The organism is Peribacillus sp. Hz7, assembly GCF_042136355.1.
Taxonomy (GTDB): Bacteria; Bacillota; Bacilli; order Bacillales; family DSM-1321; genus Peribacillus; species Peribacillus asahii_A.
The window spans coordinates 179,602-194,892 of record NZ_JBHHJV010000004.1; the positions used below are offsets into that span (position 1 = coordinate 179,602).

The 15,291-nt window shown below is 37.0% G+C and carries 19 protein-coding genes; 7 read left to right on the top strand and 12 right to left on the bottom strand.

Annotated elements, in window-relative coordinates; translation table 11 throughout:
• Positions 1-159 precede the first annotated feature (159 nt).
• The 3 genes from ACE199_RS08395 to ACE199_RS08405 all read right to left on the bottom strand — a co-directional run bounded on the left by ACE199_RS08395 (position 160) and on the right by ACE199_RS08405 (position 3,436).
• Positions 160-1,365, bottom strand: a complete 1,206-nt coding sequence (locus ACE199_RS08395) for an MFS transporter (RefSeq protein WP_375349350.1) — start codon at positions 1,363-1,365, stop codon at positions 160-162.
• Positions 1,366-1,491: 126 nt separating this feature from the next.
• Entirely contained in the window at positions 1,492-2,700 is a 1,209-nt protein-coding gene (locus ACE199_RS08400; protein ID WP_375349351.1) for an ABC transporter permease, read from the bottom strand.
• Positions 2,693-3,436: an ABC transporter ATP-binding protein gene (locus ACE199_RS08405; protein WP_375349352.1), complete on the bottom strand. Its 744-nt coding sequence runs from the start codon at positions 3,434-3,436 to the stop codon at positions 2,693-2,695. Before ACE199_RS08405 ends, ACE199_RS08400 begins: the two co-directional genes overlap by 8 nt.
• Before the next feature lie 720 nt (positions 3,437-4,156).
• On the opposite strand from ACE199_RS08405, the gene ACE199_RS08410 reads away from it, so the two are divergent.
• The 3 genes from ACE199_RS08410 to ACE199_RS08420 all read left to right on the top strand — a co-directional run bounded on the left by ACE199_RS08410 (position 4,157) and on the right by ACE199_RS08420 (position 6,622).
• The gene (locus ACE199_RS08410) at positions 4,157-4,579 is read left to right on the top strand and encodes an HIT family protein (RefSeq protein WP_127759264.1); all 423 of its coding nucleotides are present in this window, start codon (positions 4,157-4,159) and stop codon (positions 4,577-4,579) included.
• Positions 4,580-4,873: 294 nt separating this feature from the next.
• A complete protein-coding gene (gene serC / locus ACE199_RS08415) occupies positions 4,874-5,959 on the top strand; it encodes a 3-phosphoserine/phosphohydroxythreonine transaminase (protein ID WP_127759263.1) in 1,086 nt (361 codons plus the stop codon).
• A 138-nt stretch (positions 5,960-6,097) separates the two neighbouring features.
• A complete protein-coding gene (locus tag ACE199_RS08420) occupies positions 6,098-6,622 on the top strand; it encodes a tryptophan transporter (RefSeq protein WP_252289147.1) in 525 nt (174 codons plus the stop codon).
• Positions 6,623-6,704: 82 nt separating this feature from the next.
• On the opposite strand, the gene yhzF is transcribed toward ACE199_RS08420, so the two are convergent.
• Positions 6,705-6,884 carry a membrane protein YhzF gene (gene yhzF / locus ACE199_RS08425; RefSeq protein ID WP_127759261.1) on the bottom strand — a complete coding sequence of 60 codons (180 nt, stop codon included), beginning with the start codon at positions 6,882-6,884 and terminating at the stop codon, positions 6,705-6,707.
• Positions 6,885-7,211: 327 nt separating this feature from the next.
• Here yhzF and ACE199_RS08430 point away from each other — a divergent pair, with 327 nt between their 5' ends.
• Positions 7,212-7,580 carry a YtxH domain-containing protein gene (locus ACE199_RS08430; RefSeq protein WP_127759260.1) on the top strand — a complete coding sequence of 123 codons (369 nt, stop codon included), beginning with the start codon at positions 7,212-7,214 and terminating at the stop codon, positions 7,578-7,580.
• A gap of 193 nt (positions 7,581-7,773) precedes the next feature.
• Complete coding sequence (locus tag ACE199_RS08435) at positions 7,774-8,355, top strand: HTH-type transcriptional regulator Hpr (RefSeq protein ID WP_127759259.1); 582 nt, start codon at positions 7,774-7,776, stop codon at positions 8,353-8,355.
• Here ACE199_RS08435 and ACE199_RS08440 read toward each other — a convergent pair.
• Positions 8,349-8,681 carry a DUF1878 family protein gene (locus ACE199_RS08440; RefSeq protein ID WP_119117099.1) on the bottom strand — a complete coding sequence of 111 codons (333 nt, stop codon included), beginning with the start codon at positions 8,679-8,681 and terminating at the stop codon, positions 8,349-8,351. The genes ACE199_RS08435 and ACE199_RS08440 overlap by 7 nt on opposite strands.
• A gap of 361 nt (positions 8,682-9,042) precedes the next feature.
• On the opposite strand from ACE199_RS08440, the gene ACE199_RS08445 reads away from it, so the two are divergent.
• Positions 9,043-9,225 (top strand): hypothetical protein, encoded by a 183-nt coding sequence (locus ACE199_RS08445; protein WP_119117098.1) that lies wholly within the window; start codon positions 9,043-9,045, stop codon positions 9,223-9,225.
• Positions 9,226-9,268: 43 nt separating this feature from the next.
• Here the strand turns inward: ACE199_RS08445 and ACE199_RS08450 are convergent, their stop codons facing one another.
• Both ACE199_RS08450 and ACE199_RS08455 read right to left on the bottom strand, forming a co-directional pair.
• Positions 9,269-9,361: a YjcZ family sporulation protein gene (locus ACE199_RS08450; RefSeq protein ID WP_127759258.1), complete on the bottom strand. Its 93-nt coding sequence runs from the start codon at positions 9,359-9,361 to the stop codon at positions 9,269-9,271.
• A gap of 171 nt (positions 9,362-9,532) precedes the next feature.
• The gene (locus ACE199_RS08455; RefSeq protein ID WP_127762448.1) at positions 9,533-9,619 is read right to left on the bottom strand and encodes a YjcZ family sporulation protein; all 87 of its coding nucleotides are present in this window, start codon (positions 9,617-9,619) and stop codon (positions 9,533-9,535) included.
• Positions 9,620-9,814: 195 nt separating this feature from the next.
• Between ACE199_RS08455 and ACE199_RS08460 the strand changes: the two genes are divergently transcribed.
• On the top strand, positions 9,815-10,672 hold the full coding sequence (locus tag ACE199_RS08460; RefSeq protein WP_252283088.1) for a peptidylprolyl isomerase: 858 nt from the start codon (positions 9,815-9,817) through the stop codon (positions 10,670-10,672).
• Between the two features lie 59 nt (positions 10,673-10,731).
• Here ACE199_RS08460 and ACE199_RS08465 read toward each other — a convergent pair whose 3' ends face one another.
• The 5 genes from ACE199_RS08465 to ACE199_RS08485 all read right to left on the bottom strand — a co-directional run bounded on the left by ACE199_RS08465 (position 10,732) and on the right by ACE199_RS08485 (position 15,200).
• The gene (locus ACE199_RS08465) at positions 10,732-10,914 is read right to left on the bottom strand and encodes a sporulation YhaL family protein (protein WP_127759256.1); all 183 of its coding nucleotides are present in this window, start codon (positions 10,912-10,914) and stop codon (positions 10,732-10,734) included.
• 95 nt (positions 10,915-11,009) lie between these two features.
• On the bottom strand, positions 11,010-11,948 hold the full coding sequence (gene yhaM / locus ACE199_RS08470) for a 3'-5' exoribonuclease YhaM (RefSeq protein ID WP_252283087.1): 939 nt from the start codon (positions 11,946-11,948) through the stop codon (positions 11,010-11,012).
• 125 nt (positions 11,949-12,073) lie between these two features.
• A complete protein-coding gene (gene cysK, locus ACE199_RS08475) occupies positions 12,074-12,994 on the bottom strand; it encodes a cysteine synthase A (protein ID WP_375349353.1) in 921 nt (306 codons plus the stop codon).
• A gap of 69 nt (positions 12,995-13,063) precedes the next feature.
• On the bottom strand, positions 13,064-14,308 hold the full coding sequence (locus ACE199_RS08480) for an ABC transporter permease (RefSeq protein ID WP_375349355.1): 1,245 nt from the start codon (positions 14,306-14,308) through the stop codon (positions 13,064-13,066).
• Complete coding sequence (locus ACE199_RS08485) at positions 14,301-15,200, bottom strand: ABC transporter ATP-binding protein (protein WP_375349356.1); 900 nt, start codon at positions 15,198-15,200, stop codon at positions 14,301-14,303. Before ACE199_RS08485 ends, ACE199_RS08480 begins: the two co-directional genes overlap by 8 nt.
• Positions 15,201-15,291: the final 91 nt, after the last annotated feature.

Consider the following 15,291-nt stretch of genomic DNA (forward strand, 5'->3'; position numbering starts at 1 on the left):
GCGAAGGCATAAAGAACCTTATTTCCTAAATCTATATCTCTTATGGATAAATTATGTGTTTCCCTTATTAACATCCTAACATATCAGCCTATATAACTCTTCTCCAAAAGGCTTAATACTTTACTCTTTAAAGCTAATTTGCAAGCAAACTCAACGAGATTATGCCCCTTCTCTTTGTGAGTCAACTATTCTTTCATTCTTATATTTGCGACTAGACAGTTGTTTGTACACTGGAATGGTTATGACGACTATGATGCCACAAATGATATAAAGCATCGAATAGCCAAGATAGGATGAAATAATCCCTAACACGAATGCACCTGCAGCCATCCCAGAATCAAACAATGTGAAGAAGGTCGATGTAGCATGACTGCTTCGATGTTTCTCAGCAGATTGGATTGCCAGCGTTTGAAAACAAGGTACGATTGATCCATAGCCCATCCCTATCAGCGCTCCGGCTATAAGCAACATTGTTACTGAATGCATACTACTTAATACGAATAAGCCGATTGCAAAGAAAATGAAGGAAGGGTAGATCACATAGTTTGGTCCTCGTCGATCATAGAGTCGACCGGTGAACGGACGAACAAGAATCATTGCTGAAGCAAAGACAACAAAGAATAAACTTACATATTCAAATACACCCTCACCTTCTGCATAAACAGAAATAAAAGACATAATACTTGAATAAGAAAAGGCAGTTAAACACCCAACAATGGCAATCGGAATAGCCCGTACTTCAAATAAATCATGAATAGATAAGGGTTTGCGTTCTAGAATGATTGGTCGATTTTCTGAAATTTTTATACTAAACGAACCTAGAAAGCCAATCACTATAGCAACAGCCAGGCCTAAAAATAACGATTGATATGGAAAAAATTGAACGGCCGTTAAAGCAATAAATGGACCTACTACGACAGCTAGGTTCATAGACATAGCAAAATAACCAAGGCCTTCCCCTTTTCGTTTATCTGGCACAATATCATTAGCAATGGCAATTAATACAGTCGTTACAATACTAAACCATATTCCATGAAAAAAGCGTAAGGCCAACAATAAATACAGGTCATCCACCCATAAATATAAAAAAGTAGAAAGACCAAAAAACAATTCAGCAACAATTAGTGTTTTCCGCTTCCCTAGCACATCAATAATCTTTCCAGAGAATGGACGAACAAAAATCGCTGATAGCATAAATATAGTCATCATAAGACCAGCCTGTACCTCTGACCCTTTTAACTCCCTTATTACATAAACAGGTAAAATAGTTATAAGAGAATAATAAACAATAAAAAGAAAAAAATTGTTTATTAGGGCCACAAAGAAAGGCATCGTCCAGATTTTTGATGCGTTTGTATAATTCATAAAAATTCCCCTTTTTGTCTATAAGGCTATTATAGACCTAATTCATTCATTTCCACAGTATATATAGTAATAACTATAATTAAAAGAGCCACCCAAAAGTAAACTTTTGGGTGACCTCTTGTGCTCTTAAAACGTTCTTATTTTTTTCACCGCATAGCTTTTAAAGCCAACAATGAACAGAATACCGACTATTAGCGCAAGTCCCCCACTCATCCATTCACCTTTACAAAGCAACACAACAACAAATACCACAGCTTCTAGTGATAAAAAGTAAGAAATCCACCGAATAACCGCTGCCTCACGCATATTAGCCGGTAACGGATACAACGAAACCCAAATTTTCCATTCATGTACTTTCCATACTGGTAACAATTGAATCGCTGTTATAAATAAGAATAAAGCAACGACAAATAAATAGGCCCATTGATTGGACAGTACAGCTAAAATAACTGAACCGATTAGGGTTAAACGAACTAACAAACCTGCATAATCATTCGCCCGTAAAAATGTACGCCCATATAAGTACATATATGTTGAGGATTGTTTATATGGAATAAAGGATAAAAGAAAGTCCAACCACTTTCTTCTCGCCACTTTGCTTCCTAAGCTTGGTACATCGGTAAACAAATTGGCCAGCCTGTAAAAAGCTTGAAGCCGTTTGCTTTCAAGTGCCACTAACCGCTCCCATTGCAAAGCTTTTTGGCGAGTAGCTCCGCGATAATAAGCAAACAAGCCAAGCAAAATACATAGGATAAGGACTGACACCCAAATGGACGCTTTATCCAATACAACATACAGCAATACTACATTAATGACAAAACGAAGCAATAAATCGATACGACTTGTGGAAACCTCTTGATACTTCAACACATACCACTGAATATTCAAGTTGATCATTTTTACAAGCAATAGCACAATCAGCACGGTTACAAAGTCGTTCACGCTTGCGCCTGTCACTTTCGCATACATTGGCATTAAAGCCGCTAATACAAGCAGCAACATATAGCTTTGCAAAAACCAGCTTAATAAAATAGAACGTGTAAAATAAGGCTTTAACTGCGTTTCAACAGGTAAAATAAACACGGTATCCGCTTCTCTTAAAAACGTATGAATCGGACTTCGTGTCACAAGAAGCGCCAAAATAACAGCCATAATCGGCACAGCAGGAAAATCACTATGTAACGTTTTCACCCAGTTGCTATAATAATACGCTGCTCCCCCAAAGGCTATCACCATTACGAATACTAGATGACCATTGAAAATATAACGCAAATACTTTTGCATTTCTTTGCTGTAGCTGACAAATCGCTCTTTCCAAAACTGCCCGCTATTCATGACGATGATCTTCTTTCGTCAATTGAATATAAATATCATCAAGCGTTGCTCCCGGCATCGCAAATTGAGTACGAAGCTGTTCCAAATTCCCTTTCGCTCGAATTTCACCATTATGTAGAATAACAAAGGAATCACAATAGCGCTCCGCTGTTGCTAAAATATGAGTAGACATTAAAATTCCTGCCCCACTCTCTTTCATTTTCATCATTAAATCAAGCAAAGATTGGATCCCTAATGGATCCAGCCCTAAAAACGGCTCATCAACAATATAAAGCGAGGGCTGAACTAAAAAGGCACACATAATCATCACCTTTTGTTTCATCCCTTTGGAAAAATGAGCAGGAAACCATTTCATCCGCTTTTCCATCCGAAATTCCTTCAACAATACACCGATTCGCTTTTCATAGACCGTTTCCTCAATTCCATGAGCCATTGCCGTTAAACGTAAATGCTCCTCAAGTGTTAATTCATCATAAAGAATCGGCGTTTCCGGAATATACGTAAATTTCTTACGATAGCCATCGGGATCTTCTGAGAAAGTTCTCCCGGCAATCGAAATGCTGCCGCCCTTTGGCTCCATTAAACCGATAATATGTTTAATCGTCGTACTTTTCCCAGCTCCATTCAATCCAATTAAACCGACTAATTCATTCGGCTGAATCGTAAAGCTGATGCCTTTTAATACAGGCGTCTTTGTATAGCCCCCGACAAGGTCTTTAATATCTAATAAGGACATAATAACGATCCCTTCTTTTCTTTATAAGCTTTGTGACACTGTTATTGAACAAAGCGTTAAATAAAATATGTTTATAGTGTAACAAAATTCCGTTTGATTATATAGTGACGCCCTCTTTTACTTCCTAAATAAGCAAGTCCGAAAAACATTTAATCAAAAAAATATAAAACAGGGGTATATAACTTTCCATTACTGGCCATGATAAATAAGGAAGAAGGGGTTCTTCATTACAAGTGATTCACATCATATTGTAAAATGAGGTGTCAGTTAAAGAAACTATAACTGCTTTCTAAAAGAAACTTCCTTACAAATGAATCATATCATGTTGTAAATGAGGTGTCAGTTGCAGACTACTAACTGAAAGACCCAGAGAAATTTGCTTACGAAGTCATTTCACCAGGAGATGGTTCGCTTGCACGTAGAAGAGATTCAATTCAACAGTTATCGAATATACCTGATTCGTTCATAAAACGATAAAGATTATAGGAGATGTTTGCATTGAATACAAAATCTTTTATCCAATAACCGTAATTTACCAAAAAGTAAATGAGGTGTTGATCAAAGGTTATTCTCGTTGATACGCCAAGAAAAGCATACCCCCTTTTTCAAACGACAGGGTGCAACGTAAAGTTGCATCCTGTTTTTCATTTCACTTTTCTAAGGCAGTCATCTTGTGGTACGATTAACAATAATTTCATAAATTAGAAAGGAAGTTAAACGATGAGCGATTGTATTTTTTGCAAAATCATTAAGGGAGATATTCCAAGTACAAAAGTATTTGAAAATGAGCAGGTCGTAGCGTTTCTCGATATTAGCCAAGTAACGAAAGGCCATACACTCGTTATTCCAAAAGTACATAAAGAAAATGTGTTTGAATTAACGCCGGAAATTGCAAAAGAAATATTCGCCGTTGTCCCTGAAATTTCTCGTGCCATTAAACAAGAATTCAATCCAATCGGCTTAAATCTAGTCAATAATAATGGAGAAGCGGCTGGACAATCTGTTTTCCACTACCATATGCACATCATCCCTCGCTATGGTGAAGGTGATGGCTTCGGAGCAGTTTGGAAAACGCATGACAGCGAATACACACCAGAAGATTTACAAAACATTGCAAACGCCATTGCACAGCATATTCAATAATGTATATCTGATTCTTCACATATGTGGAGAATCTTTTTCTTGATACGAAAAGTATAGATGAATCGCTGTCGGAAAGCATTCCCTGCCTTCCGAAGCGATTAGCTAAAATAAATCTGATGAAGCTAAATATCGAAAAATGTCGAAAGATTCCGTCTTTATTTGTCTAAAAAAAGTGAAATTTTCTTAAAATACAAAATAAAAAATCGAATTTCCTCTCCAATTAAATTTATTTTTCTGTTAGGATATAATAGACTTAGTACCGTAACTACATTTATTTTTTAGGAGGAAGAAAAAGTGAAACGTGCACGGAATTTTAACGCTGGGCCAGCAGCCCTTCCAGAAGAAGTATTAAAACGAGCTCAAAATGAATGGTTAAATATAGAGGACTCAGGCATGTCTGTTATGGAGCTTAGCCACCGCAGTGCTCAATTTGAAAAAATTCATAACCATGCAATCGCAACACTTAAAGAATTAATGTCGATTCCAGAAAATTATGAAGTGCTTCTACTTCAAGGCGGTGCGAGCCTGCAATTCTCAATGGTTCCAATGAACTTATTGAAAGAAGGTAAACGCGCAGATTATGTTTTAACTGGAGCTTGGTCAGATAAAGCATTAAAAGAAGCGAAAAAAGTTGGCGAAACAGCTGTTGTTGCTTCTTCAAAAGAGGAAAAATATTCATTCATCCCTTCATTAGAAGACATTAAAGTAAATGAAGATGCTGCTTATCTACATATTACAAGCAATAACACAATTTACGGAACACAATGGAAACAGTTCCCTGAAACAGGAAATGTTCCATTAATCGCTGATATGTCAAGCGACATCCTAAGTGAAAAAGTGGACGTAAGTAAATTCGGCATCATCTATGCAGGTGCACAGAAAAACCTTGGACCATCTGGTGTAACGGTTGTGATTATCCGCAAAGATTTAATCGAAGATAACGACCAATTACCAACGGTGTTAAATTACGCAACTCATGCAAAAAATAATTCTTTATACAACACACCGCCAACATTAGCGATTTATTTATTATCTCTAGTATTAGACTGGGCAAAAGAACAAGGCGGCGTGGAAAAAATAGCAGAAATCAATCACCAAAAATCAAAAATCATTTATGATGCGATTGATGAAAGCAATGGTTTCTATAAAGGACATGCACGTCCAGACAGCCGTTCACACATGAATGTAACATTTAACCTACAAACAGAAGAAGCAGAAAAACAATTTTTAGCTGAAGCAAAAGCTGCCGGCTTTGTTGGTCTTAACGGTCACCGTTCTATCGGTGGTTGCCGTGCATCTATTTATAATGCGGTACCAACAGCTCACTGCCAAGAGCTTGCTGACTTCATGAAAGAGTTCCAAAAAAACTACCAAAAATAAGCTTCTATACTAATTAGAAACCACTTCTAAAAAAACGAAGCGCATGATATACTGATGTATACTTTTCGCGGCAGGCAACAAGTGCACTGCCGGAAAAGTATACATTTTTTAGTTGAGAAGAGAAGAGGAGAGATTTATATGAACACAAAAACACTTGTATCAATTGCCATGTTACTCGGAATTGGAACGGCACTACATTTTATCATTCCAGGATATTTATTAATGAAGCCGGATATGATGCTATTGATGATGTTTTTAGCGATTGCTTTATTTCCTGAGAAGAAAAATGTATTCGTCATTGCTCTAGGATGCGGATTACTTTCAGCTATGACAACATCCTTCCCTGGAGGTTATATTCCAAACATCATTGATAAATTTGTTACTGCGTTCTTGTTTTATTTCTTAATCGTTACTTTTAAAAAGCTTTCAACAAACGTTGCTGGTTTAGTTGGCTTAACAGTCATTGGAACGCTTATTTCTGGAGTCGTTTTTCTTGGATCTGCCTACCTAATCGTTGGCTTACCAAAAAGCTTCGTTCTTTTAGTCGGAGGCGTGGTTGTACCAGCTATGGCAGCAAATGCAATCGTTATGGCAATTATTTATCCAATCATTGCAAAAATCTTGAAAAAGACGTCCATTCCTTCTGCTTCTGTAGAAGCCTAGCATCAGCATACAGTAAAAAAGCGCCGGTTTTTCTCCGGTGCTTTTTTACTAAATTATTATATTCATCAACTATATGACATCCCTAACGAATAAAGAGCATAACAAACCAAATAAAAAAACAACATCCACTAGCCATTCCCCATTTTCTTGCACGTGATTGCACGACCCTTTTAGGCGGATAAATCCCCGATTTGCGTAAAAGAGCTGCATAGTACCCCGTCACACATAAACAGACGACCCATATCATTAATAGCATGTTCATCTATGCCCCACCAGATTAGCTGAATTTTTATCCCACACTGACGCAAGTTTCACTGTACTATGTATATGTGTTCTCTGCTTATAATATGTCCATTCCCATATCTTGTTATCGTCAAATATCTTATCAAAAAATTGTTACATCCTCTTAATTATTTTATCAATATAAAGATAAAATAACAGATACTCTTCCCCATTAAAGCAAATTATGATATTTTGTAATCGTTAGTCTTATTACATAACCTATATTCTTTTTCCAATTAAACTTTGATATTTGGAAGGGATTTTGCTATTTCAGAGCGAAATAAATAAAACATGAGGTGATAATACAATGAAGATCAAATCATTGCTTATTGGATTTGTAACAGGAGCAGTCGTAGCAGGAGCTGCAACCCTCCTCTCTGCCCCCAATTCTGGTAAAGACTTACGAATTCGCTTACAAACTAGTAAACAAAACCTAAGTGCATCGATTGAGGAAGTATTAACCAAAATTCAAGACATAAAAAGTGAAGCAATAGAAGCCGCTCAAACAAGTAAAGATTCATTAAAATTGTTCGTTTCTGACGTCCAATTGCTTATAGAGGATTGGAAACGAGATATTGAACCGAATAAAACCGAATTATTTAAAAATATCGAAGAAATCGAGCAATCTTTAAAAGAATTGGAAGAAATCATTCCTGCGCGTTCGAACAAAGAGTAAGCGTTAAGAAGCCCAGTTATTTATTCTTTTTTTTACAAAATTTTCATAATCCCTATATAAAATTGGAAATTTCCCATTTTTTCAGGACTATCGGAATAAAATTTCTAAAAATTTCGCAAACTTTTACTTTATTAATTTTTATTTTATTGTCATAATAAATGTACACACTCTGATAAGTAGGTGATCTTAAATCATGCAAGATAAAAATTATTCTATGAAAGAAGCAATGATTTTTAGTCAAAGAGTTGCTCAGCTAAGTAAAGCATTGTGGAAAGCTGTTGAGAAGGATTGGCAGCAATGGATTAAACCACATGATTTAAACATTAATGAACATCATATTCTTTGGATTTCGTATCACTTAAATGGCTCCTCTATTTCCGATGTTGCGAAGTTCGGAGTCATGCATGTATCTACAGCATTTAACTTTTCAAAAAAGTTAGAAGAGCGCGGACTGCTAAGATTCTCCAAAAAGGAAAATGACAAGCGAAATACGTACATCGAAATTACACCCGAGGGGGAAAAGGTGTTACTAGATTTAATGGAAACCTATGACCCTGGCAAAAATTCGGCTTTTTCAGGTGCACTTCCCCTTCGTGAACTTTACGGAAAATTCCCTGATTTAATTGAAATGATGGCCATTATTCGCAATATTTACGGAGAAGACTTTATGCAAATCTTCGAGCGTTCATTTGCAAATATCGATCAGGAATTTACAGATGTAGATGGAAAAATTACTAAGAAGGAAAATGAACAGGAAATTGAGTCTGTTCAATAATAAAACTTAGACATTTCTTGCATGAATGATTTATGTAAACCTTGAGCAAGAAAAGCTTCAATAACTTCTTTTACAGTAAGCTTAGGCGTTAAATGCTTCTGTAAGTCATTAAAAAGCGGTTGAAAGTTCATGTACCCCTCCGCTTTTTCTGTTACAAACTTTTTGCTCAACGATTCACAAAGTTCTAATAATTGTTGAGCCTCCTCTTTTGTCATGTTTTTTTCAACAATTAATAAATCCAGCTTCGCCTTCGGATTTTGAATAATCTTTAGCAATAATTGTTGATGATAACGCAGTGTTTCAATTTCTTTCTCTAAATGTCGCATACCTTCTAATCCCCCGTCAGTCTAAATGAATCTACTGTCTATTTTACATTATGACCTCAAGTTTGACCTTTTATATAGCTATCTTTTCATTATACATGTCTTTTTCTCTCCAGGTCGAATACTAATTTAATAGGAATGAATTAATCTAAATTGATTTCCCATCTAGTTGGCGGAACGATGTCTGGCTTCCTTTTAGCTATGCTGAAAGGGAGTCAAACATCAACAGAGTATTCAAATAAACATTGTTATGTCTCGTTAACAAGTTGAACACACATAAACAAGCAACATTTTTCAGTATCTTTTTTCGTCATTATTTGGTATCGTTATAATACATGAATGTTTTGCAAGGAGGGATTCAGGCTTGGTCTCATTTTGGTTTATCTTGTTTTCGCTCATTATTTTATACAATATTAATAGAATGACAGATTCTTTATGTGTACAAAAGGAGATTCCTGAAGACCGACAACCTAAGGTATTCAGAACGATTAATATTTTAATTACCATTATGCTCCTATCTTCTTATGTAGAAATACTGTATACATAGCCAAATAAAAAGGGTGAAGCATTATGCTTCACCTTTTATTTTGTTAGAACCATGAAGCCCCGATAATAATTAACAAAATGAACAGAACGACAATTAAAGCAAAACCGCCGCCGAATCCAAAACCACCACCAGACATGGAATCTCCTCCTTTCAAATAACCATTCAAGCTATAGGCACACTCATATTTAACACGTTCAACTTCATTTAATGATCTCACTTGTACATAGCGTCCAACAATAATTGAGCGGCTACTTTATCCTATTCATCATTCCAATAAAGGGACTGGGCATTTTATTTATTGCGTGAATCAACAGAAGAATGCTGCCCCTACAATAATTAACAAGATGAAAAGGACTACTAGCAAAGCGAAACCGCCACCGCATGTATGACCCATTTTCTGTACCTCCCCTTTGCTGTCTTCGTTCTATACTATGTTTGGGTTCTAAAATGGGGTAGACCATTACCCATTTTTTATGAAATAACTTCTAATTTTTGTACAATTTTTTTTTGAAAAAATTCATTATATGTTATAGTAATATTTATGGATTTACTCACACAAACCAGAATTTTAAACTAGGAGTGTTTTCTCATGAAGAAATGGGTATTAACTGCTGCTGTTACAGCTGGATTAATGGGGCTAACAGCTTGTAGCGGTGGAGATTCGGAAACAGTCGTTGAAACAAAAGCAGGCGATATTACAAAAGAAGAATTTTACACAGCTATGAAGGATAAGTACGGCGAACAAGTTATTCAACAACTAGTTTATGAAAAAGTATTGTCTGATAAGTATGAAGTAACGGATAAAGAAATTAACGCAAAATTGGACGAGCTCAAAGAACAAATGGGTGATAATTTCCAAATGGCGTTAGCATCTTCTGGATATAGCTCAGAAGAAGATTTAAAACGCGACTTAAAAATAGGGCTCCTTCAAGAAAAAGCAGCAACTGCAGATATTAAGGTAACCGAAAAAGAACTAAAAGAAGCTTACAAAAATGTTAAGCCAGAAGTAAAAGCGAGACATATTCTTGTTGAAGACGAAAAAACAGCTAAAGAAGTCAAAGCTAAACTTGATAAAGGGGAAGATTTTGCAAAATTAGCAAAAGAGTACTCTAAAGATACTGGCTCTGCTGCAAATGGAGGCGACCTTGGCTGGTTTGGAGCAGGGAAAATGGTACCTGAATTCGAAGAAGCAACATATGCTTTAAAGAAAAATGAAATCAGTGAACCTGTTAAATCTGAACATGGCTATCACATCATTCAATTGTTGGATAAAAAGAAAAAAGAATCATACGAGAAAATGAAAGACAAACTGGAATACGATTTAAAAGTATCCAAAATCGATCAAGCGAAAGCACAAAGCATTTTAGATAAAGCGGTTAAAGATGCTAAGGTAGAGATCAAAGATAAAGACTTGTCATCTGCCATTCCTACAGGTGAAGAGAAATAATTACTTCCATGCTGCCCCTATCTATAGCATATAAAAAAGCGACCGTAATGGTCGCTTTTTTATATGCCATGTTCCGCTTCACTCTTCCGCTTTTCCTGTTCGAGCTTCATCCGTTCTATATACTTTTGTCCTTCCTCCTCAATCCAGGCGTTTTCCGTCATTCGTTCTTGTCTAGCTGCTCGAATCGCCATAATGGCACTGACTACTATTCCAATAAAAACGAACCAAATCCAAATAGGCATGTCCCTTCCCCCTTCCAAAAATTTCAATCGTATTAGACAATATGCAAGTAAACAAAAAATATGCTTCCTCTTCATGAGAAGAGAAAGCATACTTTTTAAAAGTTTGGTTTATAAAATGAACGATTATCTAGTGCAAATACTCTTTCCGTAAATTCACCTGGTCTAACTTTTTCTAACGCACGATCCATCATATTAATTTTAGCATCCAAATTATCGATATAGTGCAGCACTTCTGCTTCACGAACTAATGGCGGCTTCGGACTCCCCCACTCAGCCTTACCATGATGACTTAGTACAAGGTGCTGCAAAATCATAATTTCTTCTGCCTTAATCTCTAATTCCTCCGCTGCTTTACCAATTTCATTTACCATAATGGTAATATGTCCAAGCAAGTTACCTTCTACCGTATACACCGTTGACACGGGACCTGATAGCTCGAAAACTTTTCCAAGGTCATGAAGAATAATCCCCGCATACAATAAGTCTTTATCGAGCGATGGATATAGCGCTGCAATTCCTTTGGCCAAATCCAGCATAGACACAACATGATACGCAAGGCCTGACATGAATTCATGATGGTTTTTTGTCGCTGCAGGAAAAACTAAGAAATCCTCTTGATACTTCTTAAGAAGGTGACGTGTTACTCTTTGAATATTAGGATTTCTCATTTCAAAAATATATTGTGTAACTTTCTCCAACATCTCTTCTTGGCTTAATGGAGCTGTTTGAATTAGATCACTTTTCTTCACACCATCATTATCTGTTGTTAAGCGAATCTGACGAATTTTTAACTGACTGCGTCCGCGAAAGTTTTGAACCTCGCCTTGTACCTTGACCGTCGCTTCAGCCGCATACGCTTTCTCATCGTTGTCTGAAACATCCCATAACTTCGCTTCAATTTCACCTGTTTTATCTGCTAATATTAATGTTAAAAACGGTTTACCGTTACTTGCGACTGCCTTCGTGCTTGTTTTTATATACATATATGTATCTACAGTCTCGCCAAACCCATAATGAACAATTCCTTTTTTCATTCGCGATTGCCTCCGTTCAAGGAAATATCAACATTATACCATAGCCAACACGTCCACGCCGTATTGTTGATAAAGAAAACCCGAATTCCTTAGCATATGCGTGAAATTCGGGTTAAGTGATGTAATTAAAAAATATTCATACTTAAGTAGCGTTCACCATTATCCGGGGCAATACAAAGGACGCGTTTGCCTGCTCCTAAACGGCGTGCTTCTTGAAGCGCAGTCCATACAGCCGCTCCAGCCGATGGTCCTACTAGAATCCCTTCCTTAGCAGCTAAAGCTTTCATCGTATTAATAGCATCATCATCAGCTACTTGAACAATTTCATCCAATATCTCCATATTTAAGATGCTTGGAATAAAGCCAGGACTCGTTCCAACAAGCTTGTGAGGCCCTGGTTGTCCACCTGATAATACAGGTGAACCTTTAGGCTCTACAACCACGACCTTTACATTAGAAAGCTCAGCTTTTAACGCTTCACCCGTTCCTGTAACCGTGCCCCCCGTACCAGCTGTTGCCACAAACACATCTAAATTGCGGTCCATTTGTTCCAATATTTCTACTGCTGTCGTTACACGGTGAATATCCGGATTGGCATGGTTTTCAAACTGCTGCGGCATGAAGCTTCCCGGAATTTCTTCAAGTAAGCTCTGTGCTTTACGAATCGCACCTGGCATTTTCTCATCAGCAGGTGTGAGCACCACTTCTGCTCCATATGCTTTTAAAATATTAATGCGCTCTTTTGACATATTATCTGGCATCACCATAATAGCGCGATATCCTTTTGCTGCTGCATTCATAGCTAGACCAATGCCTGTATTCCCGCTCGTTGGCTCGATAATCGTCGCCCCCGGCTTTAATACTCCATCTTCTTCCGCCTGCTTAATTAAATTGTATGCAGCACGGTCCTTTACACTGCGGCTCGGATTGAAATATTCCAATTTCACATACACTTCCGCGTCTCCTTCTGCTGTTAAACGATTTAACTTAACAACAGGAGTATTACCAATTAATTCTGTAACATTATTAACAATTCGTACAGTCACGTCTTGATGCCCCTTCCATCTTGCCTATTAACTATATATCACTAAGTTATCCACTCTTTATTATACCACTTAATCTTTTTTTGTTAATTGCAGCGCTTTTTTTATATTTTTTAACGATTTAGCACTACCATACATTAAAACGCCGCCTTTATATACTCTTGCACCGAATATAGCTAAAATGACGATACTCGCAACTAGTAGGCCGATACTTAAACTAATCTCCCAAAATGGGACATCGAGCATCCCTACCCGAAGGAACATAATCATTGGTGCAAAGAAAGGAATAAAAGAGGTCACGGTAATATATGTAGCCGATGGATTATTTAACCCAAACATCGCTAGCATAAAAGCAGCGACCACAAGCATGATCATCGGTGTAATCATTTGCTGAACATCCTCAATTCGGCTGACAATCGAGCCTAAACAAGCAGCTAATGTGGCATACAGGAAGTAACCGAGTAACGTAAAAATAATCGCATACACAATCGTCGACATACTCGTACTTCCAAAGCCCATAAACGAAAAAATACCTTCATTCATATCGGATAAATTTCTCTTAATACTCCAATATCCGACCCCAAAGAAAAGAAGCATTTGCGTTAAACTTAGCAATGCAATTCCCAGGATTTTGGCAAACATCTGTTGAACTGGTGATACGCTGGAAATTAAAATTTCCATTACGCGCGATGTTTTCTCAGTCGCTACTTCCATCGCAATCATGTTCGAATACATAATTACGGCCATGTAAATGACAAATAAAATAATATAGACAAGCCCCCTGGCTTGATTCAATTCTTCTTCTGTCTTAGCATTTTCTTCAAAAGCAACCGTATCTAATACAACAGGGGAATGTAATGCCGCGATTTGCTTATCCGTTAATTGCAGTTCATTGGCAATTATTTTTGTTTTTAGTTGTGACAGCACAACAGCAAGCTCTGAGCTAACCGTTGTATCAGCTAACGTATTGGCCTTATACGTCCCTTTTATTATCTCTTGTTCATCGCTTTTAATCATTAAATAAGCAGTTAATTCTTCTGAATCGATAAGTTTCTCTGCCTCTTCTTCCGTTTTAAGTTCGATTAACTCTACATCCTCATCAATAGCCTTCATTCCAAGTTGTACATCAACAAACATGGTTCCCGTTTGATCGATGATCCCAATCTTCTCTTCTGAATCATCAAATAAGGCAATAATTTTTGTAATATTGCTCAAACCGATTACAAGAAGAAGCATAATAGCTGTTGTAATGAGAAATGATTTCGTCTTTAGCTTCATCAAGTATGTATGAAACAGTACAATCCAGAACTTATTCATAAGCAGCCCCTACCTTTTCAATAAAGATATCGTTTAATGATGGCTCCTGTAATTCAAACTTCCGAACAAACCCTCGCGGTACAAGTGCTTGCAGCATTTTTTCCGCAACCGTCTCATCTACTACTTGTAACACTTTCCCTTCCATTGTCGTTTTGACTTTCGTTACACCAGAAAATGTTTCAAGAAAATCTAAATTAAAGTCGGCATGTACAACGACATTTTTCTTTCCAAAAGAGCGCTTAATTTCTTTTAAATGACCGGCAACTACAGGAGAACCTTTTTGTAAAATGCATAGATTTTCACATAATTCCTCGACATGCTCCATCCGATGACTGGAAAATACAATCGTCGTTCCTTGATTTCGCAAGTCAATGACTGCTTCCTTCAACATTTCCACGTTCACCGGATCTAACCCGCTAAACGGTTCATCCAGGATAAGTAACTTCGGCTTATGCAGCACCGAAGAGATTAATTGAATTTTTTGCTGATTCCCCTTTGATAGCTCCTCAACGCGCTTATTCTTATATTCAGGTACTTTAAAACGTTCAAGCCAAATATCCATTTCTTTATTGGCATCCGCCTTACTCATTCCTCTTAATCTCGCAAAATACAATAGCTGCTCACTTACCTTTAGTTTTGGATATAACCCCCGCTCTTCCGGTAAATAACCAATTAACGAACTCATCGATTGATCAATCCGCTTACCCTCCCATGTAATTTCCCCTTTTGTAGGCTGAAGCAATCCAATAATCATTCGAAACGTTGTCGTTTTTCCCGCTCCATTTGCCCCTAACAGACCAAACATTTCTTGCTCGGGTATCGTAAAATCTAATTCATTCACAGCCGTATAATCTCCAAAACGTTTCGTTACATTGTGAACATGTAAGACCATATAAGTTTCCACGCCTCCTATCACCTTGATAGTTTAATAGTATCGAAAGACATTACCCTTTACAATATAATTGGCAAAACATGAAAAAAAT

Bases quoted from the DNA above. Each gene is read 5' to 3' on its own strand.
- ACE199_RS08485 (WP_375349356.1), bottom strand. From the start codon at position 15,200: ATGGTCTTACATGTTCACAATGTAACGAAACGTTTTGGAGATTATACG.
- ACE199_RS08430 (WP_127759260.1), top strand. From the start codon at position 7,212: ATGAAGATCAAATCATTGCTTATTGGATTTGTAACAGGAGCAGTCGTA.
- ACE199_RS08460 (WP_252283088.1), top strand. From the start codon at position 9,815: ATGAAGAAATGGGTATTAACTGCTGCTGTTACAGCTGGATTAATGGGG.
- ACE199_RS08480 (WP_375349355.1), bottom strand. From the start codon at position 14,308: ATGAATAAGTTCTGGATTGTACTGTTTCATACATACTTGATGAAGCTA.
- ACE199_RS08405 (WP_375349352.1), bottom strand. From the start codon at position 3,436: ATGTCCTTATTAGATATTAAAGACCTTGTCGGGGGCTATACAAAGACG.
- ACE199_RS08435 (WP_127759259.1), top strand. From the start codon at position 7,774: ATGCAAGATAAAAATTATTCTATGAAAGAAGCAATGATTTTTAGTCAA.
- ACE199_RS08410 (WP_127759264.1), top strand. From the start codon at position 4,157: ATGAGCGATTGTATTTTTTGCAAAATCATTAAGGGAGATATTCCAAGT.
- yhzF (WP_127759261.1), bottom strand. From the start codon at position 6,884: ATGAACATGCTATTAATGATATGGGTCGTCTGTTTATGTGTGACGGGG.
- ACE199_RS08420 (WP_252289147.1), top strand. From the start codon at position 6,098: ATGAACACAAAAACACTTGTATCAATTGCCATGTTACTCGGAATTGGA.
- ACE199_RS08455 (WP_127762448.1), bottom strand. From the start codon at position 9,619: ATGGGTCATACATGCGGTGGCGGTTTCGCTTTGCTAGTAGTCCTTTTC.
- ACE199_RS08465 (WP_127759256.1), bottom strand. From the start codon at position 10,914: ATGCCTATTTGGATTTGGTTCGTTTTTATTGGAATAGTAGTCAGTGCC.
- yhaM (WP_252283087.1), bottom strand. From the start codon at position 11,948: ATGAAAAAAGGAATTGTTCATTATGGGTTTGGCGAGACTGTAGATACA.
- ACE199_RS08395 (WP_375349350.1), bottom strand. From the start codon at position 1,365: ATGAATTATACAAACGCATCAAAAATCTGGACGATGCCTTTCTTTGTG.
- ACE199_RS08440 (WP_119117099.1), bottom strand. From the start codon at position 8,681: ATGCGACATTTAGAGAAAGAAATTGAAACACTGCGTTATCATCAACAA.
- ACE199_RS08450 (WP_127759258.1), bottom strand. From the start codon at position 9,361: ATGTCTGGTGGTGGTTTTGGATTCGGCGGCGGTTTTGCTTTAATTGTC.
- ACE199_RS08400 (WP_375349351.1), bottom strand. From the start codon at position 2,700: ATGAATAGCGGGCAGTTTTGGAAAGAGCGATTTGTCAGCTACAGCAAA.